The sequence below is a fragment of the Citrobacter sp. wls708 genome (assembly GCF_005281255.1).
Lineage (GTDB): Bacteria > Pseudomonadota > Gammaproteobacteria > Enterobacterales > Enterobacteriaceae > Citrobacter > Citrobacter werkmanii.
Genome location: NZ_SZXE01000002.1, coordinates 44,496 through 67,668, shown reverse-complemented (window position 1 = coordinate 67,668; position 23,173 = coordinate 44,496). Strand labels below are relative to the sequence as shown.

20 protein-coding genes and 1 other RNA gene are annotated in these 23,173 nt (G+C 46.9%); 14 read left to right on the top strand and 7 right to left on the bottom strand.

Going from position 1 to position 23,173, the window contains the following annotated elements; translation table 11 throughout:
• Positions 1-109: 109 nt before the first annotated feature.
• Together FDW97_RS00875 and FDW97_RS00870 are read right to left on the bottom strand one after the other, a co-directional pair.
• A complete protein-coding gene (locus FDW97_RS00875) occupies positions 110-448 on the bottom strand; it encodes a hypothetical protein (RefSeq protein WP_137350513.1) in 339 nt (112 codons plus the stop codon).
• An 84-nt stretch (positions 449-532) separates the two neighbouring features.
• Entirely contained in the window at positions 533-892 is a 360-nt protein-coding gene (locus FDW97_RS00870) for a hypothetical protein (RefSeq protein ID WP_137350512.1), read from the bottom strand.
• 109 nt (positions 893-1,001) lie between these two features.
• Here FDW97_RS00870 and FDW97_RS23380 point away from each other — a divergent pair, with 109 nt between their 5' ends.
• The 4 genes from FDW97_RS23380 (at position 1,002) to FDW97_RS00855 (ending at position 4,257) form a co-directional block, all read left to right on the top strand.
• Positions 1,002-1,166: a hypothetical protein gene (locus FDW97_RS23380; protein WP_170973646.1), complete on the top strand. Its 165-nt coding sequence runs from the start codon at positions 1,002-1,004 to the stop codon at positions 1,164-1,166.
• 77 nt (positions 1,167-1,243) lie between these two features.
• Positions 1,244-1,531, top strand: a complete 288-nt coding sequence (locus FDW97_RS00865) for a hypothetical protein (protein WP_137350511.1) — start codon at positions 1,244-1,246, stop codon at positions 1,529-1,531.
• 75 nt (positions 1,532-1,606) lie between these two features.
• Complete coding sequence (locus FDW97_RS00860; protein WP_137350510.1) at positions 1,607-1,939, top strand: hypothetical protein; 333 nt, start codon at positions 1,607-1,609, stop codon at positions 1,937-1,939.
• A gap of 173 nt (positions 1,940-2,112) precedes the next feature.
• Positions 2,113-4,257 (top strand): phage tail tape measure C-terminal domain-containing protein, encoded by a 2,145-nt coding sequence (locus tag FDW97_RS00855; RefSeq protein ID WP_137350509.1) that lies wholly within the window; start codon positions 2,113-2,115, stop codon positions 4,255-4,257.
• Positions 4,258-4,484: 227 nt separating this feature from the next.
• On the opposite strand, the gene rprA is transcribed toward FDW97_RS00855, so the two are convergent.
• An RNA gene (gene rprA / locus FDW97_RS00850) (antisense sRNA RprA) lies at positions 4,485-4,592 on the bottom strand.
• Positions 4,593-4,776: 184 nt separating this feature from the next.
• Positions 4,777-5,877 (bottom strand): AI-2E family transporter YdiK, encoded by a 1,101-nt coding sequence (ydiK, locus tag FDW97_RS00845; RefSeq protein WP_069324246.1) that lies wholly within the window; start codon positions 5,875-5,877, stop codon positions 4,777-4,779.
• Between the two features lie 213 nt (positions 5,878-6,090).
• On the opposite strand from ydiK, the gene FDW97_RS00840 reads away from it, so the two are divergent.
• The 3 genes from FDW97_RS00840 to FDW97_RS00830 all read left to right on the top strand — a co-directional run bounded on the left by FDW97_RS00840 (position 6,091) and on the right by FDW97_RS00830 (position 9,820).
• Positions 6,091-9,147, top strand: a complete 3,057-nt coding sequence (locus FDW97_RS00840) for an FAD-binding and (Fe-S)-binding domain-containing protein (RefSeq protein ID WP_137350508.1) — start codon at positions 6,091-6,093, stop codon at positions 9,145-9,147.
• Positions 9,144-9,554 (top strand): 1,4-dihydroxy-2-naphthoyl-CoA hydrolase, encoded by a 411-nt coding sequence (menI, locus tag FDW97_RS00835; RefSeq protein WP_042308766.1) that lies wholly within the window; start codon positions 9,144-9,146, stop codon positions 9,552-9,554. The genes FDW97_RS00840 and menI overlap by 4 nt, the downstream gene beginning before the upstream one ends.
• A gap of 77 nt (positions 9,555-9,631) precedes the next feature.
• Positions 9,632-9,820, top strand: coding sequence for a YdiH family protein (locus FDW97_RS00830; RefSeq protein ID WP_029139522.1), 189 nt, complete (start codon positions 9,632-9,634; stop codon positions 9,818-9,820).
• Between the two features lie 67 nt (positions 9,821-9,887).
• Here FDW97_RS00830 and FDW97_RS00825 read toward each other — a convergent pair whose 3' ends face one another.
• Positions 9,888-10,739 carry a Vmh family MBL fold metallo-hydrolase gene (locus FDW97_RS00825; RefSeq protein ID WP_137350507.1) on the bottom strand — a complete coding sequence of 284 codons (852 nt, stop codon included), beginning with the start codon at positions 10,737-10,739 and terminating at the stop codon, positions 9,888-9,890.
• A gap of 122 nt (positions 10,740-10,861) precedes the next feature.
• Between FDW97_RS00825 and FDW97_RS00820 the strand changes: the two genes are divergently transcribed.
• Positions 10,862-11,749, top strand: a complete 888-nt coding sequence (locus FDW97_RS00820; protein WP_137350506.1) for a LysR family transcriptional regulator — start codon at positions 10,862-10,864, stop codon at positions 11,747-11,749.
• A gap of 237 nt (positions 11,750-11,986) precedes the next feature.
• Here the strand turns inward: FDW97_RS00820 and FDW97_RS00815 are convergent, their stop codons facing one another.
• Positions 11,987-12,583: a hypothetical protein gene (locus FDW97_RS00815; RefSeq protein ID WP_137347212.1), complete on the bottom strand. Its 597-nt coding sequence runs from the start codon at positions 12,581-12,583 to the stop codon at positions 11,987-11,989.
• A 5-nt stretch (positions 12,584-12,588) separates the two neighbouring features.
• Entirely contained in the window at positions 12,589-13,209 is a 621-nt protein-coding gene (locus FDW97_RS00810; protein WP_032939795.1) for a helix-turn-helix domain-containing protein, read from the bottom strand.
• Positions 13,210-14,164: 955 nt separating this feature from the next.
• Between FDW97_RS00810 and FDW97_RS00805 the strand changes: the two genes are divergently transcribed.
• From FDW97_RS00805 to sufS, 6 genes are all read left to right on the top strand, one after another.
• Positions 14,165-17,677, top strand: a complete 3,513-nt coding sequence (locus FDW97_RS00805) for an autotransporter outer membrane beta-barrel domain-containing protein (RefSeq protein ID WP_137350505.1) — start codon at positions 14,165-14,167, stop codon at positions 17,675-17,677.
• A 401-nt stretch (positions 17,678-18,078) separates the two neighbouring features.
• Positions 18,079-18,447 (top strand): Fe-S cluster assembly scaffold SufA, encoded by a 369-nt coding sequence (gene sufA / locus FDW97_RS00800; RefSeq protein WP_038640259.1) that lies wholly within the window; start codon positions 18,079-18,081, stop codon positions 18,445-18,447.
• A gap of 8 nt (positions 18,448-18,455) precedes the next feature.
• A complete protein-coding gene (gene sufB, locus FDW97_RS00795; RefSeq protein ID WP_038640262.1) occupies positions 18,456-19,943 on the top strand; it encodes a Fe-S cluster assembly protein SufB in 1,488 nt (495 codons plus the stop codon).
• Between the two features lie 16 nt (positions 19,944-19,959).
• A complete protein-coding gene (gene sufC / locus FDW97_RS00790; RefSeq protein WP_137350504.1) occupies positions 19,960-20,706 on the top strand; it encodes a Fe-S cluster assembly ATPase SufC in 747 nt (248 codons plus the stop codon).
• On the top strand, positions 20,681-21,952 hold the full coding sequence (gene sufD / locus FDW97_RS00785; RefSeq protein WP_137350503.1) for a Fe-S cluster assembly protein SufD: 1,272 nt from the start codon (positions 20,681-20,683) through the stop codon (positions 21,950-21,952). The genes sufC and sufD overlap by 26 nt, the downstream gene beginning before the upstream one ends.
• Complete coding sequence (gene sufS, locus FDW97_RS00780; RefSeq protein ID WP_137350502.1) at positions 21,949-23,169, top strand: cysteine desulfurase SufS; 1,221 nt, start codon at positions 21,949-21,951, stop codon at positions 23,167-23,169. Before sufD ends, sufS begins: the two co-directional genes overlap by 4 nt.
• Positions 23,170-23,173 lie beyond the last annotated feature (4 nt).

The following is a 23,173-nucleotide window of genomic DNA, read 5'->3' as shown; positions in this document are numbered from 1 at the left end:
GAAGCCGAATAGAGGCGCATAGAGCGCCCCTTTCTGATGGCTGGTGCTTTGGCTGTTTTGGGATGATTCCCGTTTTATTCGATGATCGTGATTTTTTATTTTTATGCCATTAATTCCTTTCACGAATAAATTTAATTGGCACTCCATCAATGTCTTTGTTATCAGATAACCAAAACCACACCTTACCATTAATTAATCTGTATGTTATATAAGCATTGCTTCCTTTATCTCCAGCAAAATGGTAAATCCCGTCACCCTGTCTATTTAAAAAATCAGTTTCAATTTGAGTAAACATTTCTCCATCCACTTCAAAAAAAGAGACGGCATTATCATCAATTAATTTGACGCGATATTTTATGACAGGCCAATCAGATTGCATTCCTTTTGATATGCCAGTACAGGCGGCAAAAAAAATCATAGCGATAACACCAAAAACAAGAATGCTCATACTTGTAATCCTCAAAAAGTAAAGCGAGCATGATAGCCCGCTTTTTGTGTCTGGTAATTATTGGAACCGATAATTAGAAGGTGATTACTTGTTAATTTGTTTCTCAGTATGTGAGATAAAATTTCTAAGTAAATCTTTTTCAATGACAATTTCGCTTTTAAGATTGGGATTTCCAACGGCATCAATTCGCTCAAGCCAAAACATTAATTCCTGTTGTGCATCGCATTTTCGTTTGAATTTAATTGCCCCTCCGAAATTTTTACTTAAAGAATCATCGTCACATAAAAAATAAATTTTATTTTCAATGGTTATTTGTATTAAATATGTTTTTCTGGTTAGGTAATCTAGTCTTTCGTTAGCTTTCAATAGGTTAGCTTCTGCTTGCTTGACTAATGAGAGTGCTTCTTCTTTGCTTATAGGCGATATGTTGACAGGCTTGATCATTATTTGATCCCTTAGATTGGATTCATCAAAAATATATCCACAATAGTCTTGTGGATGGTGTGTAATATATCTTATGATAGCTTCACCCAATCAGCAAGAGGAATGAATTATGCCAGTTAAGCGTATTATATGCTCGCTTGATGAACAAGAGTTAAGTATTATTGAGACTTATAAGGAGTATTATAAAAATAAATATGGCGTTCGATTAAATAGAACTGCAATTATCAAAATGCTAATTAGTCGTTTACCAACTGAAATTGCAGCATCAAAATAAAAATAAATTTAAACCATACCATGCAAAGGATATCACAATGAAAATTATATTTTATTACTTAATAGGAGATTTAAAAAATGTTTCAACAACACGAGGCGTTAACCAATCAGCCTATTTCACATAGTGAGTATATGCAAGTGCTGGAATTAAGACAGCAATTATTGATGCAAGAATACCATAAGGAACTAAAAACAATTATAGATGTTGGGGTTGTTAATTTTGGGTATAGTTATAATGGCTCTGAAACTAGTTTAAATGTTCATATCAGAAATGTTCAGATTATTCATGAAAAATTAATGGCTAATCAAGCAATTATTGAAATGGAAAAAAGTCAATTTAATAATTGTCATCAACCCTCAAATTAAGGTTATTCAAAATGATTATTGCATTTATTGTTATTATGGCAATGGCTTTTCACGTATTAAGAAAGGAGATTAAAAATGAGCATTGATAAAAGACGTTATGGGGTATTTGTTATTAACCCTGAAACGGATGGCGATAACCCTGATACTATGTACTGTAATGCGTATTTAAAACCTTTATCAGTATTTCCATCAACGGTACTGGCAAATGACAAACGCCGCTCACTTATCAGTATTTTAAATAAATCAAATGACAAGCGAAAAGTAGTGGTTAGAACGATGCTTGATTTAGTTGATGTGGCAATTTATAAGCAAGAACAAATCGCCACTAAAAATGATGAAGGAGAAGCGGAAAAGAATAACCGCTATGAAATTCTTAAAAAATTGATGATTAAGAATAACACCAAATAAGAAAGTTAAAGTGCGTAATTACATTTAAAACCATATGCTGTATGGGTTAAGGGATTTAACCCATCACATTAAATCACTCCCATACAAGGTTTAAAAGTTCCTTTTCTTCACCTCACCAGCCCCGTAGGGGCGTGAGCGTAGCGAACAAATACACATTAAAGAGGTAAAATAAAATGTCTGGTGATAATGCTGAATTAGGTTTTTCGGTCGATACGTCACAAGTTAAAAGCGCATCTAGCGATTTAGATAAACTTGCGAAATCGGCGCAGGGAGTTACAAGTAATGTTGATAAAATGGTTGAGTCATTTACTAATCAAAATTTGGGTGGTGGGATGCGGCGTGGATTGATGGGTAATATTACCCGTGATTTTCAGGCGATGCAAAATCACATTACAAACGACATTATTAATGATGGTGAAAAGGCTGGTAATAAGTGGTTTACTAATTTTATTAATGGAATTAAAGAGAACCATAACGCTCAACGTGAGTTAGGTGTGATGGGGCATGAGCTTATGTCAGGGCGATGGGCTAATCTGCGCGGCTCTGCGGCTATAATGATGGGTTCGGCTGGTATCGGTGGCATTGCCTCCACTGGCCTCGTCATGGGGCTTACAGCCGCCTTTGAGGGCATCGAGGCACTAACCGAAAGCATACAGGAGGCCGCACAAGCGCAAAAGGATTTACAGCAATCAGCAATATTATCTGGAAATGCTGGTTCATTATTTTCCGGTAGAATTGATGAAATCGTTAATGGACTACAAACTATTAAAGACGCATCAAGGGAAGTTAAGGAGAATTTTGTCACTAACGCGCTTAATGATGGATTAACTCCTGATTTTTTGAAAAAGAATGGTTCAATGCTTCTTCAATATCAGCAGGAGTTTGGCGAAAAACAAACTGACGCGTTAGAAAAAATCCTTGCTGAAACACAGACTGATGCAACAAAAGGATATGCTGCACTTTATAAAATGGGTGACGGCCTACTTGATAAAGTGAATGGCGATATTCAAAGTGGTAATTACAAAGCCGCTGGCGCTGATATGATTGCGCAGTTAATGCAGGGAGCGCAAAATGAGTTGCGCGAATCACAGAAAACACAAGGGGAATTAAAGGGGGACTCTTGGTGGGATACAGCCTTGCAATATATGGGGATGGGGGCGTTAGGGTATTCAGCAGTTGGAGTGCAAACACAGCAGAAAATCTTAAATGGAATTAAGAAAAAGAAAGATGCCATTATTGATGCCAATGAACAAGCCAGTAGTGCAATACAGAAATCAATTGATTCTGTTAAATCGCCTGATTTAAGCCATACAAAGGCGTATCATGATTTCAGTAAATTATATCATCCCTCTTATAGTGAACATCACGGTTTGAGTGATGCGCAAAAGGCCGCAAAAAAGGCGCAAGAGTGGTTTAATAATATGGAGGCGATGAATCAAAACATCGCACGTTCAAACCAAAATAGAATGGATTCATTAAACCGTAGTTTTGAGAATAAAACGTATCAATTTTCAATGACGGGTGATTATCATAATTTCCTGAATCAAATTGAGCAAGAAAACCAATATGCTGATAATCTCATTACTGAATTAAACCAGAAATACACCAGACAAAATAAGCCGCATGATGAAGAATATAAAAAGGCGCTTCAAAGTATTAATTTGGGACGCCAGCAATATTTGCAGCAAGCGCAAGACGATTATGGCCAATTAGAGGAAATAAATCAAAGCTCACTGGATGGAATGAAAAAAGCATGGATTACATACAGCGATAATTTAAATAATATTATGGCTGAATCGGCTGCAACATATAAAGATGTTTTAGACGATATGCAAAGCATGTTGGTTAATTTCCTAGATGCCGGAAAATTAGATATCGATAAGTTTTTAAAAGCTGTATTAATGGACGTTGAAAAAATGTTTGTTGAGCAGGATATTATGAAGCCTGTTAATTCATTTTTCGGCGGCATGATGGGATTTAATGCAAAAGGCGTTGATACAACTGGCGGCGCTTATTGGGCTGGCTCTGATTTGGTTAATTGGGTATCTGGCTTATTTGGTTCAAGTTTAATGCAGGTTCCTAGCGTTGGGGCAACGCAAGGTTCAGGATTGGGTTCAGCCGCGCCAACAATCAATATCACCATTAATGATAATGGCAATAAGGGAATCGATAGCAAAGTTAGTGCAAGTAATGGCGACTTACAGAAAATGGGGGTTGCGCTTGATAAATTCATGCAAAATTACGTTAAACAACAGAATGTTAATTCAAATCGACAAGGCGGCATTAATAAATCAATAGGGAACTGGTCAACGCGCTGACCCGTTAACACGGAAAATCATCCCTTCATGGCCTTAGGGTGTGGAGGGTTTTTAGGTTTAATTCGAGATATCCCCTCCAAAATTCCCGCCAGAAAATTATTGTAACACTCGCCTGATTTACCCTTATAGCACACAAATGGTACACAAAAGGCTCACAGGTAATCGCATACCCTTAATACCTATAATCTCTTAAACCCCGTAATTGCTGGTTCTGACGCGAAATCAGGATAAAAAAAAGCCCATCGTGGGAGATGGGCAAAGACTACACACAGCAATTCGTTGTTTCACTCAGGGGAATTCCATGCTTATAAATCAATGTGTTGATCTACAGCCTTGAGCTAATAGTAGGCATACTGATTTTTCACGTCGATCAGATTCATCTCAATAGTTTAAAAACTGTAAAGAATTTGCGACATAAATGAGTGCTGCGAGGAGAGTACCGTTCGGTTTAACTCAGTACCGGGACGGGATAGATTAACATTGCTAAACAATCAGGCGACAATGCCGCCTGACGTTGGATTACTTATTGCTTTCTATTTCTGCGAGGAGTTCGTCCGGATCGCTCCCCGGCGCAGGCGCTTCATTCACCCAGGCAGAGAACAGACGCCAGGACACGGCCAGGACTACCGGGCCGATAAACAGACCAATCATGCCGAATGCAATTAATCCGCCGATGACCCCGGAAAGGATAAGGATCAGCGGCAAATCGGCGCCCATACGAATCAACATTGGGCGAATGACGTTATCCAGCGTTCCGACCACACCGCTCCACACCAGCAGCACGGTGCCCCAGGTCGAATCCCCGGTCCAGTACAACCAGATAATGGCCGGGACCAGCACCGGCAGCGGCCCCAGTTGTACCAGGCAGGAGAGGATCATTAATACTGCCAGCAGCGTCGCATACGGCACGCCGGTTACCGCCAGACCAATGCCGCCGAGGACCGCCTGCACCAGAGCCGTAACCACAACACCTAACGCAACAGCGCGAATGGCCTGCGCCGCCAGCAGAATGGCGGCATCACCGCGTTTGGATGCCAGTCGACACGCGAAATGACGGATCCCTAACGCCACCTGCTCACCACGCCAGTACAGCAGGGCGCTGAATAGCAGCATCAGGCCACAATGCATCATAAAGCGACCAATATGCGCAGCCTGACCGACAAACCAGGTCGTTGTGGCGCCGACATAGGGCCGAACTTTGGCCATAATGGCTGCGCCGCCCATATCCAGCAGGCTGTGCCATGCGCCATACATTTTGGCTCCCACCAACGGAATGCTGTTCAACCACGCCAGATCCGGCAGCGTCATATCGCCAGCGGTGACGGCATGGATCAACGGTCCGCTGCCATCAACAATGCTATTAACCAGCAGCGCAATAGGAATGATAAACAACATTACCAACAGCAGGGTCATTACCAGCACCGCCAGTGAACGGCGTCCCCACAGCAGTTTTTGCAAGCGTAACAGGATAGGCCAGGTTGCGATGACCACCGTACCCGCCCATGCAAAACCGAGGATAAAGGGCTGCACAATCCAGAGACAGGCCACAATCATGATGGCTAAAAACAGCACCGTTAGCAGCACTTGCGCAATATCCCTGGGCTGACGAAAATTTACCATAAATACTTTTCACCTTTGTCTTTGCGTCAGAACGTTGACGCGACGTGAACACTTAAATCACACCCTGTAATGATGAGCAATTTCAGCGGTTTTGAACAGGCGGATTCTGCCTGTAAATCTGCTGAGCGTATTAGAAAAAAATGTGATACAACAAACAAAGCAACACGCAAACGATTAAATTCACAACACAGACCGCAGGAAAGGGTCACTATAATGATTCCACAAATTTCTCAGGCGCCAGGTGTCGTTCAACTGGTGCTCAATTTTTTGCAGGCGCTGGAGCAGCAAGGATTCACGGGCGATACGGCAACGAGCTACGCCGATCGGCTGACAATGTCGACGGATAACAGTATCTATCAGCTGCTTCCTGATGCTGTGGTTTTCCCGCGTTCAACGGCAGATGTGGCGCTGATCGCCCGTCTGGCGGCTGAACCTCTTTTTTCGTCGTTGATTTTTACCCCGCGCGGCGGCGGTACCGGGACGAACGGTCAGGCGCTGAATCAGGGCATTGTTGTTGATATGTCCCGTTATATGAGTCGCATTATTGAAATCAACCCGCAGGAAGGTTGGGTGCGGGTCGAAGCCGGGGTAATCAAAGATCAGCTCAACCAGTTTCTGAAGCCTTACGGCTATTTCTTTGCCCCGGAATTATCCACCAGTAACCGGGCAACGTTGGGCGGGATGATCAATACCGACGCATCCGGACAAGGTTCGTTGGTTTACGGTAAAACCTCCGATCACGTGCTGGGTATCCGCGCGGTGCTGATGGGCGGCGATATTCTTGATACTCAGCCAATGCCGGTCGAACTCGCCCAAACGCTGGGCAACAGCAATACCACTATTGGCCGCATCTATAAGACGGTGTATGAGCGGTGTCGTGATAACCGGCAGCTTATTCTTGATAAATTCCCCAAACTCAATCGCTTCCTTACCGGTTACGATCTCCGACACGTCTTTAACGACGAGATGACCGAATTTGATTTAACCCGCATTCTTACCGGCTCAGAAGGTACGCTGGCGTTTATTACCGAAGCGCGCCTGGATATCACGCCGTTGCCCAAAGTCAGGCAATTGGTCAACGTCAAGTATGACTCGTTTGATTCAGCATTGCGTAACGCCCCGGTTATGGTGGAAGCGCGCGCACTGTCGGTAGAAACCGTTGACTCCAAAGTGCTTAATCTGGCGCGGGAAGATATCGTTTGGCATTCGGTAAGTGAGTTGATTACCGACGTACCGGATAAAGAAATGCTGGGCCTGAATATCGTCGAATTTGCGGGTGATGATGAAGCATTGATTGATGCTCAGGTCAGGGCGCTGTGCGAACGCCTGGACGGCTTAATTGCCCGTCAGGAAGCCGGTGTCATTGGTTGGCAGCTGTGTACTGAGCTCGCGGGCGTGGAGCGCATTTACGCCATGCGTAAAAAAGCCGTCGGTTTGCTGGGAAATGCGAAAGGTTCCGCGAAGCCTATTCCGTTCGCTGAAGATACCTGCGTTCCGCCGGAGCATCTGGCTGACTACATTGCCGAGTTCCGTGCGCTGCTCGACAGCCACGGTCTGAGTTATGGCATGTTTGGTCACGTGGATGCCGGCGTGCTGCACGTCAGACCGGCGCTGGATATGTGTGACCCGCAGCAAGAAGTGCTGATGAAACGCATTTCTGACGATGTGGTCGCGCTGACGGCAAAATATGGTGGTTTGCTGTGGGGCGAACACGGGAAAGGTTTTCGTGCAGAATACAGTCCGGCGTTTTTCGGTGACGAACTGTATCGCGAATTGCGCAAAGTGAAGTCGGTATTTGATCCGCAAAACCGGCTGAACCCGGGGAAAATCTGTCCACCGGAAGACGTTGACGCGCCAATGATGAAAGTGGATGCCGTCAAGCGCGGGACTTATGACCGACAGATCCCATTGGCGGTGCGGCAAGAGTGGCGCGGAGCAATGGAGTGTAACGGCAACGGGTTATGCTTTAACTTTGATGCGAAAAGCCCCATGTGCCCGTCGATGAAAATCAGCCTCAACCGTATCCACTCGCCGAAAGGCCGTGCCACGCTGGTACGTGAATGGCTGCGTCTGTTGGCGGATCGTGGAATTGACCCGATACAGCTGGAAAAAGAGCTGCCGGAAAAACGCGCCAGTTTACGCACGCTGATTGCCCGCACCCGCAATAGCTGGCATGCGCGTAAGGGCGAATACGATTTCTCGCATGAAGTCAAAGAGGCGATGTCCGGTTGTCTGGCGTGTAAAGCCTGTTCCACGCAATGTCCGATTAAAATTGATGTACCGGAGTTCCGCTCGCGCTTCCTGCAACTGTACCACACGCGTTATCTGCGACCGTTGCGCGATCATATGGTGGCGACCGTTGAGAGTTATGCGCCGCTCATGGCGCGTGCGCCCAAAACGTTTAATTTCTTCATCAATCAGCCGCTGGTGCGTAATCTGGCTAAAAAGCACATCGGTATGGTGGATTTACCGTTGTTGTCTGCGCCGTCGCTGCAAAGTCAGTTGGTTGGTCATCGTTCTGCCAACATGACACTGGAGCAGCTCGAATTACTCAGCCCGGAACAAAAAGCCCGTATGGTGCTGGTGGTACAGGATCCGTTCACCAGCTATTACGATGCGCAGGTGGTGGCTGATTTTATCCGTCTGGTAGAAAAACTGGGCTTACAGCCGGTACTGCTGCCGTTCTCGCCAAACGGCAAAGCGCAGCACATTAAAGGCTTTTTAAACCGTTTTGCCAAAACAGCGAAAAAGACATCTGAGTTTCTCAACCGGGTGGCGAAGCTGAATATTCCAATGGTGGGCGTTGATCCGGCGCTGGTGCTCTGTTATCGCGATGAATACAAGCTGGCGCTTGGAGAACAGCGGGGGGATTTCCATGTATTGCTGGTCAACGAATGGTTATCTACCGTTGTGGCGTCACAGCAGCCAGCTGCTATTGCCGGTGAGCCGTGGTATTTCTTTGGTCATTGTACCGAAGTGACGGCCCTGCCAGGCGCGCCTGCGCAGTGGGCAGCTATTTTTGCCCGTTTTGGCGCCAGGCTGGAGAACGTCAGCGTGGGGTGCTGCGGCATGGCTGGCACTTATGGGCACGAAGTGAAAAATCACCAGAACTCACTGGGGATCTATGAGCTATCATGGCACCAGGCAATGCAACGACTGCCGCGAAATCGTTGTCTGGCTACCGGATATTCCTGTCGTAGCCAGGTTAAACGCGTTGAAGGCACGGGCGTTCGCCATCCATTACAGGCACTGCTGGAGATTATAGGATGATCTGGAAACGTGAAGTCACTCTTGAGGCGCTCAATGCCATGGGTGAAGGAAATATGGTGGGGTTGCTCGACATTCGCTTTGAACATATTGGCGACGATACCCTGGAGGCCACAATGCCGGTGGACCATCGCACCAAACAACCTTTTGGTTTACTACATGGCGGTGCATCGGTGGTGTTGGCGGAAAGCATTGGTTCAGTGGCCGGTTACCTGTGCACTCAGGGAGAGCAAAAAGTGGTGGGCCTTGAGGTTAATGCCAACCATGTTCGCTCTGCGCGGGAAGGGCGTGTCAGAGGCGTGTGTAGCGCCATTCATACTGGCTCTCGCCATCAGGTATGGCAAATCGAAATCTTCGATGAGCAAGGGCGATTGTGTTGCACATCGCGTCTGACGACCGCTATTTTGTGATGCATATTGCTTTTGGTCATTATCTGCGCAGTGAATGGTGTTATACTGTGCAGGTTTTGAACACAAGCGAGGATGATATGTCTACCCAATTAGACCCGGCCCAACTGGCAATAGAGTTTTTACGTCGTGATAAAACCGATCTTTCACCGGCTCAGTACCTGAAAAGACTGAAACAGCTTGAGCTGGAGTTTGCGGATTTATTGACGCTCTCTTCAACTGAACTGAAAGAAGAGATCTATTTTGCCTGGCGCATGGGCGTTCATTGATTCCGGTATGCTTATTGTAATGTAACCCCGACATGCGTTCGGGGTTATTTTTGGCGTTAAATCTTGTTTACCACTTCATCTCACCGGTATTGACCTTCGCGCTTAGCTCCAGAGAGCTGGCGTCCGCCAGACCTGGCCATGCCGCCGTCATGGTTTTAATCACGTAAGCTGAACCTTTATTCGCGCTTAACGCCTGCTCAAATGACTGCAAATAGTCCCGGGTGAAGCGAATCGCTTTATCGCCTGTCGGGCGTTCGCCAATGTAATGCCCCGGAACCACCTGAGCGGGCTGTAAGTTCTGCATCTCGCTTAACACATTGCGCCACGCGGAACGCTGTTCAGCAGACTGCGTATCCGCCGTCCAGACATGGATCCCCGAAGCCACGCCGGTACCGCCAATGATTGCGCGGTTCGCCGGGATCCAGACATACGCCGCATAATCGTTGGGATGGCGAAGTTCCAGCGTTTCGCCATCAACCGTGAAACGCGTTTGTGTGGTGGCTTGCGGCACGGTGAGTGATGTTGGCGCGCCGTCCTTCATTTGCGGGCCCCAGAACTGCAGTTTGGCCTCTTTCGTGGCGCGGATATGCTCAACCACATGCGGTGTTGCCAGCACTTTTACCTGTGGGAAGGCGTTGACGAGGGGCTGCAGACCGAAATAGAAATCCGGATCGCCGGAGGTGATTACGATGGCTTTCAGCGTTTTACCGCTGGCGTGAATCATCTGTACCAGTTGTTCGCCATCTTTGGTGCTGAACTGCGCATCAAACAAAATCGCTTCTTTCGGTCCTGAAACCAGCGTCGAGGAGACCGGGAAAATAGCCTTATCCTGCGGGTTGTAGACGTCCAGCTGGAGCGGGGCGGCAAAGAGTGAAGAGGAGAACAGGGGTAACAGCAGAGCCAGAGTTTTAACATTCATACCAGGTAACCTTGTGCAGGAAATTGTCTTTTGATAGTTCGCGTATTTTAAGGATATTTGCATCTGTTAGAATTCCTGTATCAGGGTATGCTGAGTTTCTTAAAACGATCGGATGGGATGCAATGGACAGAGTAATGGCGGCAACGGTATTCAACCATATCTGTGATTTGGGCAGCTTAAGCGCCGCCGCGCGAGCGCTGGGGCTTTCCAGACCGATGGTTAGTCGTTACCTCGACGAAATGGAAAAATGGGCGGGGGCAAGGCTTATCCATCGGTCGTCGCGTCGCCTGACGATCACGCCAGCCGGAGAAGAAGCGTTAGTGAAAACGCGTTCTCTGGCGCAACTTTCGCTGGATATTGCTGCCGCCAGTGCCGCGCAAATACCTTCCGGTACGCTACGTGTCGCTTGCGCGCACTATACCGCGATGCATATTCTTGCTCCGGTGCTGCCCACTTTTCTGGCGCGGTATCCGCAACTGCGCATTGAGGTTGAGATTAATAATCAACCGGTAAGTCTGGTCGGGGAACGCATCGATGTGGCGATCCGCATTACGGATACCCCCGAGCCTGGGACCATCGCCCGTCGATTGGGGGACTGTGAATCCGTGCTGTGTGCGTCTGTCGATTATCTGCATCAACATGGCACTCCTGAAACGCTCGACGATCTTACGCAGCATAACTGCCTCTATTACAGCGGCTTTGCCGGAAAATCCTGGCACTTTCTCGATGTACAAGGGCAGACGGTTTCTGTTGCGATCAAAGGGAATTTGAGCGCCGGGATCTCTTCGCTGCTCTGTGAGTCGGCGCTGGCGGGTATGGGCATTGCGCTGGTACCGGAGCCGGAAGCGCGAGAAGGGTTGGCGCAGGGAAAGTTAGTTCGGTTACTGCCAGAGCTACAGCCTAAACGCCTGCCAATATACGGGTTGTATTTTTCTCGTGAGCATCAGCCTGCGGGGTTACGCTTGTTGTTAGACGCAATTAGTGAAACAACGCGCGAATTATGTCATTGACTGCGCTCAAAAAACAATCAAACCGCAATTTGTGTTAAACAAAACTTATCCGGGAGTGAGATTATTCTTATGCCCCTTCAAGAGCTAAGCCATTACGAGTGCCGGAGATAAGCGCCGGATGGGGCCGGAACCCTTAAGCCTGCCAGCAAGCAGACTTAAGGGTTTTTTGTTATTTGCACTGTTCCGCATAATAATGCATTGCTGCTGAGACTGTAAGCGCTTAATTTCTATGTGCCTTTAAAGATGATAATTGGACTGTCTGCCACAATGAAAATAGTTTGTTCTTGACTCTAAAATAAAAGTGTAAGCGAGATGGATGTTATTCCTTTCTAAGTTAAATTCACATTTAATTTTACTGAGTCTGGCATAAACTATCTTTGCATTCAAACCACTTAGTTCAGAGATTTCAGAAAATGAATAACCCTGACACAAATGCTCAAGAATAAAAAAATCCTTATTTGTCAGAGGCTTTGAAGCGTAATGATGCTCCAGTTCTGGAATGCTGGCTACAGACCACTTAGTATACGCCTTTGCTTTTTTTAGAATATCCACCCAGTTTAATATTGATTCTGTCGGTGTAATGCATAGTATGCTGAATTTACGCAGAAAATCTGCTGTCTGTTTATTGCATATAGCTATTATTTTCTGCGGTTCATCTAATGTAATCCGCATGTAATTTTTTATTTTATTTAATAGTAAGATTGGATGTGGGTTTTCGATGAGATCGAAAATATGAATGACCTCATCGGGTTGTGAAGTTTCAAATATTTCATCAATGAGGCCCAAAACCCCCTGCCGGGTATAGGCACAGTAAGTATGTATATGAAATCCCATAGTGTTTATCCTTTTTCTTTAGGAATCCATTCAATAAGTATTCCATTTTTAATATCTAGTTGGCCATTATCTCTGTAATGGTTTACGACACGCATTATTGTACTTTTTGAATACTTTGTTCTTTCCTGAAGAAATTTATAAACAGAGATTGATTTTCTAAACTCTGGTGGGAGCATACTAAGAACGGTAATCAGCTCTCCGATTGCCACTTTAACTGATGCGCCATTGAGGTTGGCATCTCTGCGCCATATGGCTTGAGATTTATACTTTTCAACTATCCACAATTCTTTGAATAAATTGAACTTTTCCACTAAATTCAATGCGGTTTCTTTTTTAATCCGATATGCTACTGAATGAGCCCGTATCTCACCATAAAAGTACGCTTCACTTTCAGGATGGTCGGTCCCGCTCATAATATAGGGCGCAAGCGCAGTACAGAATACCAGGTCGTCCATTGTTCTCCTGATATCCATCGCTCCTTCAGTCAGAAAGACGAAGTCAGTATTATTCGGCTTAACGCCTAAAGTACGCTCAATTCCAATTTCGCTTTTTATTATGATACGCGCGGCACCGGATGATAACCATTTGGAGATAATTAACTTCATTTCATCATTTGGCTTCATCATACGCAGGATTCTCATCATAAAAGTGGAATTTTAGTATCAATGTTCAATGAGCACTCACGATGTAAGTATATTCACATGGGGAATACTTTCCTTGCAATATGGGAAAATAATTAATTCCACATTGAAATGGTAACTTAATGAAATTAAATGAAATTATTATGTAATATAAGGTCGTTATGTGGTTCAAGCATTTGTACTGGCCCGTTTTTTTGATATTTTAATCTTGGTTTTGCGTTTATGTCTGGTTTAATGTTCTGTCCTCTCTCTATTTTGTGAATTATATATCCACAAGGTTCTTATGTGTTCTATTCCTGATTGTGTCATTTGAATCTTCTCTTTACATAAGTTTACATAACGAGAGGGGCGAGAGGCAATTCGTTAAGCGAGAAATAATTTATTCCGTTATTAAATCGGGAGTTACGTTGCAATGCGCCGTAATGCCTGCAGAATTTCAAACGTATTACTTATTGACGACGATCCTGTTCGCGACTGCATCGTTATAAACAGGAATGTGCGGTTAGCGGTGGGCTGGGGAATTTCATATATATCAAATGGTTAATATATGCCTGGTCTGCCGGTCAAAGAAATGTTAGTTACGGTGTCTGTTATGTATGTCAGGACAAGATAAAAACGAAAACAGGACGACAAGGATAAGGATGTAAAGGAAAGTAATAGATATAAAACAACAGGATATTAAATCTGAACCTATTTGCCGCATTAAAAAGTTTAGGATTTTTCATGCTGGTTGGAAATTGATAGCTTTAATAACCAGGGTATACTCGTGGCGTAAAACTGTGTAACTTGATGTTTCTAAATCATGGGGCTATACATAACTTAGTTATGCCATGAGCTATTACTATTCTCCAGGATCGTTCAAGTAATTACACCTCTTAAGAAAATGAACTTCACTGCAAACGTAGTGGGGTTTTAGAGATATGGGAATTAAGGAGCGTCGATGTCTTGCTTAAACACCAGGTTATCAAAAGTATCAATAATGATTGGTCTTCTATTCTCAACATCAACTGAGATCGCTAAGGCGCAAACGATAGCCGATAACACATCAACTAATGTGCCTGCAGGCTATTCATCGTCAAGCAGTACTTCTGATACTCCAGAGTTATTTGCTTTGAATGCAGGAACAATTACTTCGCCTGGGGCATTAAATATTGTCACGACCGGAGGTAACTCTGAGGGCGTTCTTGCTCAATCTGGCGGGACGGTTAATCTCAACGGCGTTTCAACTATTACGACTTCTGGCGGCGATTCATCCGGAATTAAAGTGGATGGTACAGGTTCTTCGGTAACAAGCCAGGGGGACCTTAACATCACAGCAAATGGAAGTTCGTATGGAATATATGCCTTAAACGGCGGCAAAGTTGATGTTTCCGCCGGGACGTTAAACGTAACGGCTAACAACGATGCATCTGCCAATGGCCCATATAGCGCAATAGAAGCTAGCGGAAACGGAACCAGTGTAATTGTTAATGCCGGAGGCTTGATTCAGACATCCTCTCTTTTACCTTCTGGTGGAGGAGTCAATTCGTCTGCAGTGAATGCATCAAATGGGGCCAGTATCGAGCTTAATGGCACCTCATCCTCTAAATTAAATATTAAAACCGTTGGCGATACTGCGCATGGTATCTCAATGGATGCTAACGGAGTGGGGACTTCCGTCCATGGAAGCAACTTAGCTATCTCCACATCGGGTGCAAATGCAAATGGGGTATTTGTTGGGGATGATTTTTTACTTAGTGACTCGACCGTAACGACCTCCGGGACAGATGCCGATGGTATTAAGTTCCTCGGCAGCAATAGTGCAGGTGTGATACAAAATTCATCCATTACGACCAGTGGGGCGACTGCAAACGGTATTTCAGTTATCGCTGGCGGTGATTCACAGCTCAATGGAGTTTCAATCAACACGACAGGCGACGAATCTTTTGGCATCTATGCCACGAGTTCAGGCAACGTTAGCTCACAGGGGCTGTTAAGTGTTAATTCCACCGGAAGTGGTGCTTCAGCGATAGTTGCTCAAGATAATAGTAACGTTGACGTTCGCGATCGGTTCAATATTGTGAGTACTGGCGATGATGCTTCTGCTATATCTGCTACAGACAGCAGTACAATCACATTGTCAGGTACTGGCACCATCGAAAAGAATTCATCATCATCCATCTTCACAACATCTGCGATTTATGCTGCATCCGCAAGCAGTGTCTCAATCCAGGGTACAGATGCCATAAATATCAACACGACAGGTGCAAACATTCATGGCGCCTATGTAGATGGCAGCGGTGATTTGAATAATCCGACAAGCATCTCGCTCACCAATACTAACATTTCAACTGCTGGAGTGGGTGCGCTTGGTGCATACGCGATAAAAGAAGGGGCTACCCTGAACGTTGTTGATAGCAATATAAACACAAAAAATTCATCCGCTGCAGGCGTTATGACGAGGGATGGCGCCATCGCCAATATTAGTAACTCAAATATACTTACCGAGAATCACATTTCAGCGGCGGTACGGGCGGTATCTGGCGGCAAGATTAACGTCACGGATAGTGCGTTAGAGACGAAAGGTAACTATTCGCCAGGTGTTTCTCTTGAGGGTGGGGATGTCGTTCTTACTAATACAACAGTAAATACGACTAATAGCATCCAAAGCCCGGCAATTTTGCAGAATCGCGGCGTGTCGACGCTTTCAATGACTGGCGGTGCATTATCATCTCTTGCCGGTGAGTCTATCTATGCTATAGAAGGCAATGGGACCATCCAGTTAAATGAGGTTAATTCCACCGTTAATAACGGCGTGTTTATTCAAAACACGGGGGCAGCGGCGTTAGAAGTCAATGCCGATGCTAACTCTGTTGTGTCGGGGGATGCAATTAATACCTCATCATCGACGGCTTCGCTTTCGCTTAACAATGGCTCTGTCTGGACAGGTAAAGCTGTTGATATGACAAATCTAAACATTGCCAATGGAAGCCAGTGGAATGTGACGGGCGATTCAAATTCTGCGGCTATTACCTTAAATAGTGCTTTGATTAACTTTCAAAGCAGTGGCGTTAATGATGTTAAGACCATCACGACGAATTCATTCTCCGGAAATAATGGAACGATAACTTTTAATACGGTTCTTAATGAAGGCGACGCTAATACAGTTTCTGACAGAATTGTAGTTAATGGTGATGCTGCCGGTAGCCATACGATTAATATCAATCAGATTGGTGGAGCGGGGGCGCTCACGGTAAACGATGGTATTAAACTTGCTTCTATCAGTGGTCAGGATACGAGCTCGGTAACGCTATCAAAACCTGTTGTCGCAGGCGCTTATGAATATCTGGCGTATAACGGCGGCCAATCAGGAAATGGATGGTATTTGCGCTCGACTTTAGAGCCTACCCCAGAACCGACCGAGGAGCCGACGCCGAATCCAACCCCTGAGCCGACGCCAAATCCGACGCCAAACCCAACCCCGGAGCCGACGCCAAATCCGACTCCGGCCCCAACATCGGAACCATCATATAACCCATCAGTACCTGGTTACGTTATCGCCCCGTACTTAAACCGTATGTATGGCTATCAGACCGTTGGTACTTTGCATGAAAGGGTCGGTGAACAGGAAAATATTAAGAAAGAAAGTAATATGCCTCAGGGGGCCTGGGGACGTATTGGCGGCGGTGAAACAAAATCTAATGCAGATCGTTTTAACTATGACGCCGACACCTGGTTTGCTCAGCTTGGCGGCGATCTTTATAACAACTTTGAAGAAGATGGCACCAGAGTACATAGTGGCGTATTTGCTACTTTCGGACAAGTTAGCACGTCTGCTAAAGATTCTGTTCGTGGAATGTATCAAGGCAGATCGACAACGACAGGTAAGATCAATTCCAAAGGTTACGGTGTAGGGGCTTATTACACCTCATATTTTTCAAATGACGTATATGTAGATACTGTGGCTCAGTATACTCACTATCGTAATGAATATAATAGTATTTACGGTAATGATGCCACTCAGGATGGTGATGGCATAACTCTATCCGTAGAGGCAGGTAAGCCATTCAAATATGCTAATGGGTTATATCTGGAACCTCAAGTTCAACTTATGTATCAATACCTTCACTTAGATGCGACAAACGATGGCGTTGCCTACGTTAAATCAACGTCTGATAACTCGGGCCTTGCTCGTATCGGAGGACGTCTGGGTTATGATAGTGTTAAAACATCTAAAGCTCATCCATATTTAACTGCAAATGTCCTGACTAATATTGGTCGTTCGCCAGATGTAACGGTGAGCTCGGTGAAATTTAATCAAGATTATTCAGACCAATGGTATGAAGTGGGCGGTGGTTTTACCGGTGATATTACTAAAAATGCTTCACTATATGCAGATATGAAATATCAGCATGATTTTGAAGGTAATATGCATGGTTTTGCTGGCAACCTGGGAATTCGGGTTAACTGGTAATAGTTAAAGGGCGGTAAGTTTATGCTTACCGCTTTTTTATTAACGTAAGTAATATGCCTGTAAATCAATACGTTTTGTAACATGCAAGTATTAAGTCCCTGATTATACAATAATTGCATGATTTTATTCAGATTTTAAAACCAATTCCTTAAATAGGTATTACCTATACATCTTTTGGCGTTTGACCTGCCTGAACGATTGGATTTTCATAATCCATTATTAATCAATGCATTGAACAAAATAATCCATCTCTGATAACCCGCGCTGCAGGGTCTATGCTTATTAAAAGTAGCCAAAAATGGCGATTAACCCGAATGCCCCTGCTGTTGAGGGGTTGAAGTGATAATCATTATCACTAACATGGTGTTATAGCTTGAAAGCTAATGACTCGAGGTAACCCTATGGAATTGCATTCAGGAACATTTAACCCGGACGATTTCGCATGGCGTGGTTTGACGTTAACGCCGGCAGCTGCGGCGCACATCCGCGAACTGGTGGCAAAACAACCCGGTATGTTGGGCGTGCGTTTAGGTGTGAAACAAACCGGATGCGCGGGATTCGGCTACGTGCTGGACACCGTCCGTGAGCCGGAAAAAGACGATCTGCTGTATGAATCGGATGGCGCCAGACTTTATGTGCCGTTACAGGCGATGCCGTTTATCGACGGGACGGAAGTCGATTTCGTTCGCGAAGGATTAAATCAGTTATTTAAATTTCATAACCCGAAAGCCCAGAACGAATGCGGCTGTGGCGAAAGTTTTGGGGTATAGGCGGTACTATGTCTCGTAATACTGAAGCAACTGATGATGTCAACACCTGGGCTGGCGGGCACCTCAATTATAAAGAGGGCTTCTTCACCCAACTGCAAACCGATGAGCTGGCAAAAGGGATCAATGAAGACGTTGTGCGCGCGATTTCGGCAAAACGTAATGAACCCGACTGGATGCTGGAGTTTCGCCTGAATGCCTTTAACGCATGGCTCACCATGGAAGAGCCGCACTGGCTCAAAGCGCACTACGACAAGCTGAATTATCAGGATTACAGCTATTACTCTGCGCCGTCCTGCGGCAATTGTGATGAAACCTGTGCTTCTGAACCGGGGGCTGTTCAGCAAACAGGGGCGAATGCCTTTTTAAGCAAAGAGGTAGAAGACGCCTTTGCACAGCTAGGGGTGCCGGTCCGTGAAGGAAAAGAGGTGGCGGTTGATGCTATTTTCGACTCGGTGTCGGTGGCGACAACCTATCGCGACAAGCTGGCAGAGCAGGGCATTATTTTCTGTTCGTTCGGTGAGGCGATTCATGACCATCCCGAGCTGGTGAAACAGTATCTGGGAACCGTCGTTCCGGGTAATGATAATTTCTTCGCCGCGCTGAATGCCGCAGTGGCATCTGATGGCACCTTTATTTATGTGCCGAAAGGCGTGCGTTGTCCCATGGAACTCTCGACCTACTTCCGGATTAATGCCGAAAAGACCGGGCAGTTTGAACGCACTATTCTGATTGCGGATGAGGGCAGCTACGTCAGTTATATCGAAGGTTGTTCAGCTCCGGTACGCGACAGCTACCAGCTACATGCGGCGGTGGTGGAAGTTATCATCCATAAAGATGCTGAAGTGAAATACTCGACGGTGCAAAACTGGTTCCCCGGTGATGGTAATACCGGCGGCATTTTGAACTTCGTCACCAAGCGCGCGCTGTGCGAAGGCGAAAACAGCAAAATGTCGTGGACGCAGTCGGAAACCGGCTCGGCCATTACCTGGAAATACCCAAGCTGCATTCTGCGTGGCGATAACTCCATCGGCGAATTCTACTCCGTCGCGCTGACCAGCGGTCACCAGCAGGCCGATACCGGCACCAAGATGATCCACATTGGCAAGAACACCAAATCGACCATCATCTCGAAAGGGATCTCCGCCGGTCAGAGTCAGAATAGCTATCGCGGCCTGGTAAAAATCATGCCGACCGCCACCAACGCGCGTAACTATACCCAATGCGACTCCATGTTGATCGGGGCGGACTGCGGGGCGCATACCTTCCCGTATGTCGAGTGTCGAAACAACAGCGCCCAGCTTGAGCACGAAGCCACTACGTCACGCATCGGTGAAGACCAGCTGTTTTACTGTCTGCAACGCGGCATCAGCGAAGAGGATGCCATTTCGATGATCGTCAACGGTTTCTGTAAAGACGTGTTCTCTGAACTGCCGCTGGAATTTGCGGTGGAAGCGCAAAAACTTCTCGCCATAAGTCTTGAACACAGCGTCGGTTAAAATTTAAGGAAAGCACATGTTAAGCATTAAAGATTTACAGGTCAGTGTCGAAGATAAGGCGATTCTGCGTGGGCTCAGCCTTGAGATTCGTCCCGGAGAAGTCCATGCCATTATGGGGCCGAACGGTTCCGGGAAAAGTACGCTGTCCGCCACGCTCGCCGGACGTGAAGACTACGAAGTCACTGGCGGGACGGTTGAATTTAACGGTAAGGATTTACTGGAACTGTCGCCGGAAGACCGGGCCGGTGAAGGGATCTTTATGGCATTTCAGTATCCGGTAGAAATTCCCGGCGTCAGTAATCAGTTTTTCCTGCAAACGGCGCTGAATGCGGTGCGCAGTTATCGTGGGGAGGAGTCGCTGGACAGGTTCGACTTCCAGGATCTGATGGAAGAAAAAATCGCGCTGCTGAAGATGCCGGAAGACTTACTGACGCGTTCGGTAAACGTCGGTTTCTCTGGCGGTGAGAAAAAGCGGAATGACATTCTGCAAATGGCGGTGCTGGAGCCTCAGTTGTGCATTCTCGATGAGTCAGACTCCGGGCTGGATATCGATGCGCTGAAAATCGTCGCCGATGGCGTGAACTCGCTGCGCAACGGGAAACGCTCATTCATTATCGTCACTCACTATCAGCGCATCCTGGACTATATCAAACCCGATTATGTTCACGTTCTCTACCAGGGGCGAATTGTGAAGTCCGGCGATTTCACGCTGGTCAAACAACTGGAGGAGCAAGGATATGGCTGGCTTAGCGAACAGCAGTAACGTGCTGCAACAGTGGCACCATCTGTTTGAGACCCAAGGGGAGACCCGTTCGCACTATGCGCAACAGCATCTGCAACAGCTACTGCGTCTGGGGCTGCCAACGCGTAAGCATGAGGACTGGAAATACACGCCGCTGGAGGGATTAACCAACAGCCGGTTCGTCAGCAATATCTCCGCGCTAACGCCAGCCCAGTTTGAGGCGCTGGCACCAGCGATTGATGCGGTACGGTTGGTGTTTGTCGACGGGAAATTTTGTCCAACGCTCAGCGACAGCGTGGAAGGTAGCGGATTTGATATTACCGTTAATGATGAGCGTCAGATGCTGCCTGCGGCTATCCAGCCGGAAGTATTTCTGCATCTGACCGAAAGCCTGTCCCGCAGCGTAACGCACATTTTGGTCAAGCGTAACCACCGGCCAGCGAAACCGTTGCTGCTGCTGCACATTACCCAGGGAGCGACGGGCGATGCGGTGAATACGGCGCACTATCGTCACCATCTGGATCTGGCGGAAGGCGCAGAAGCCACCGTTATTGAGCATTATGTCAGTCTCAGCGAGCTTCGCCATTTTACCGGGGCGCGCTTAACGATGAACGTCGCGGCCAATGCACATTTGCACCACATTAAACTGGCGTTTGAGAATTCGCTCAGCCACCACTTTGCCCATAATGATATTCAGTTGAGTGCAGATGCCTCGGCAGTCAGCCAAAGTTTCTTGCTGGGTGATGCCGTGTTACGCCATAACACCAGTACCCAGCTCAACGGCGAAAATACCACGCTGCGCCTTAACAGCCTGGCGATGCCGGTGAAAAACGAAGTTTGTGACACCCGGACCTGGCTTGCGCACAACAAGGGCTATTGCAACAGCCGCCAGTTGCATAAAACGATTGTCAGCGATAAGGGGCGGGCGGTGTTCAATGGCCTGATCAACGTCGCCCAACACGCCATTAAAACCGACGGTCAGATGACCAATAACAATTTACTGCTCGGAAAACTGGCGGAAGTGGACACCAAGCCTCAGCTCGAAATTTATGCCGACGACGTGAAATGCAGTCACGGGGCGACGGTAGGGCGGATTGACGACGAGCAGATGTTCTATCTGCGTTCGCGCGGGATCGGTCAGCAGGATGCTCAACAGATGATTCTCTATGCGTTTGCCGCTGAGCTGACGGAAGCCCTGCGCGATGAAACGCTTAAACAACTGGTACTGGCGCGGATCGCTCACCGCCTGCCGGGAGGCGTAGCATGACATTTCCCATTGAAAAAGTGCGGGCTGATTTTCCGGTCCTGACGCGTGAAGTGAACGGTTTACCGCTGGCGTATCTGGACAGCGCCGCCAGCGCGCAAAAGCCTAATCAGGTGATCGATGCCGAAGCCGAGTTTTACCGTCACGGCTATGCGGCGGTTCACCGTGGTATCCATACGCTGAGCGCGCAGGCCACAGAAAAAATGGAGAATGTGCGCAAGCTCGCCTCGCTGTTTATTAACGCTCGTTCCGCTGAAGAGCTGGTGTTCGTTCGCGGTACCACGGAAGGCATTAACCTGGTGGCGAACAGTTGGGGCACCAGCAATGTCAGGACTGGCGATAACATCATCATCAGCGAAATGGAGCACCATGCCAACATTGTTCCCTGGCAAATGCTGTGCGCCCGCGTGGGCGCAGAACTGCGGGTCATTCCGCTCAATGCCGACGGCACATTGCAACTGGAAGCGTTGCCAGCGCTGTTCGATGAGCGTACGCAACTGCTGGCAATTACCCATGTTTCAAACGTACTGGGCACCGAAAACCCGCTAAGTGAGATGATTGCGCTGGCGCATCAATACGGCGCAAAAGTACTGGTGGATGGCGCACAGGCGGTTATGCATCATCAAGTGGATGTGCAGGCGTTAGATTGCGATTTTTATGTTTTCTCCGGACACAAGCTCTACGGGCCAACCGGTATTGGCGTGCTGTATGCCAGAGAGGCGCTGCTGCAGGAAATGCCGCCATGGGAAGGCGGCGGTTCGATGATTGCGACCGTGAGCCTGAACCAGGGGACGACGTGGGCCAAAGCGCCGTGGCGTTTTGAAGCCGGTACGCCTAACACAGGAGGAATCATCGGGCTTGGCGCGGCTATTGAGTATGTTTCAGCGCTGGGGCTGACTGAAATTAGCGAATATGAACAGTTCATGATGCGCTATGCGTTGGAACAGTTGGCGGACGTACCGGATTTGACGCTTTACGGACCGGATAACCGCCTTGGGGTGATTGCCTTTAACCTCGGCAAACATCACGCCTATGACGTCGGGAGTTTTCTCGATAACTATGGGATCGCCGTGCGGACGGGGCATCACTGCGCAATGCCGCTGATGGCCTACTATCACGTTCCCGCCATGTGTCGGGCGTCGATTGCCATGTACAACACCCATGAAGAAGTGGATCGCCTGGTGACAGGTCTCAAGCGTATTCATCACTTACTGGGATAACAGG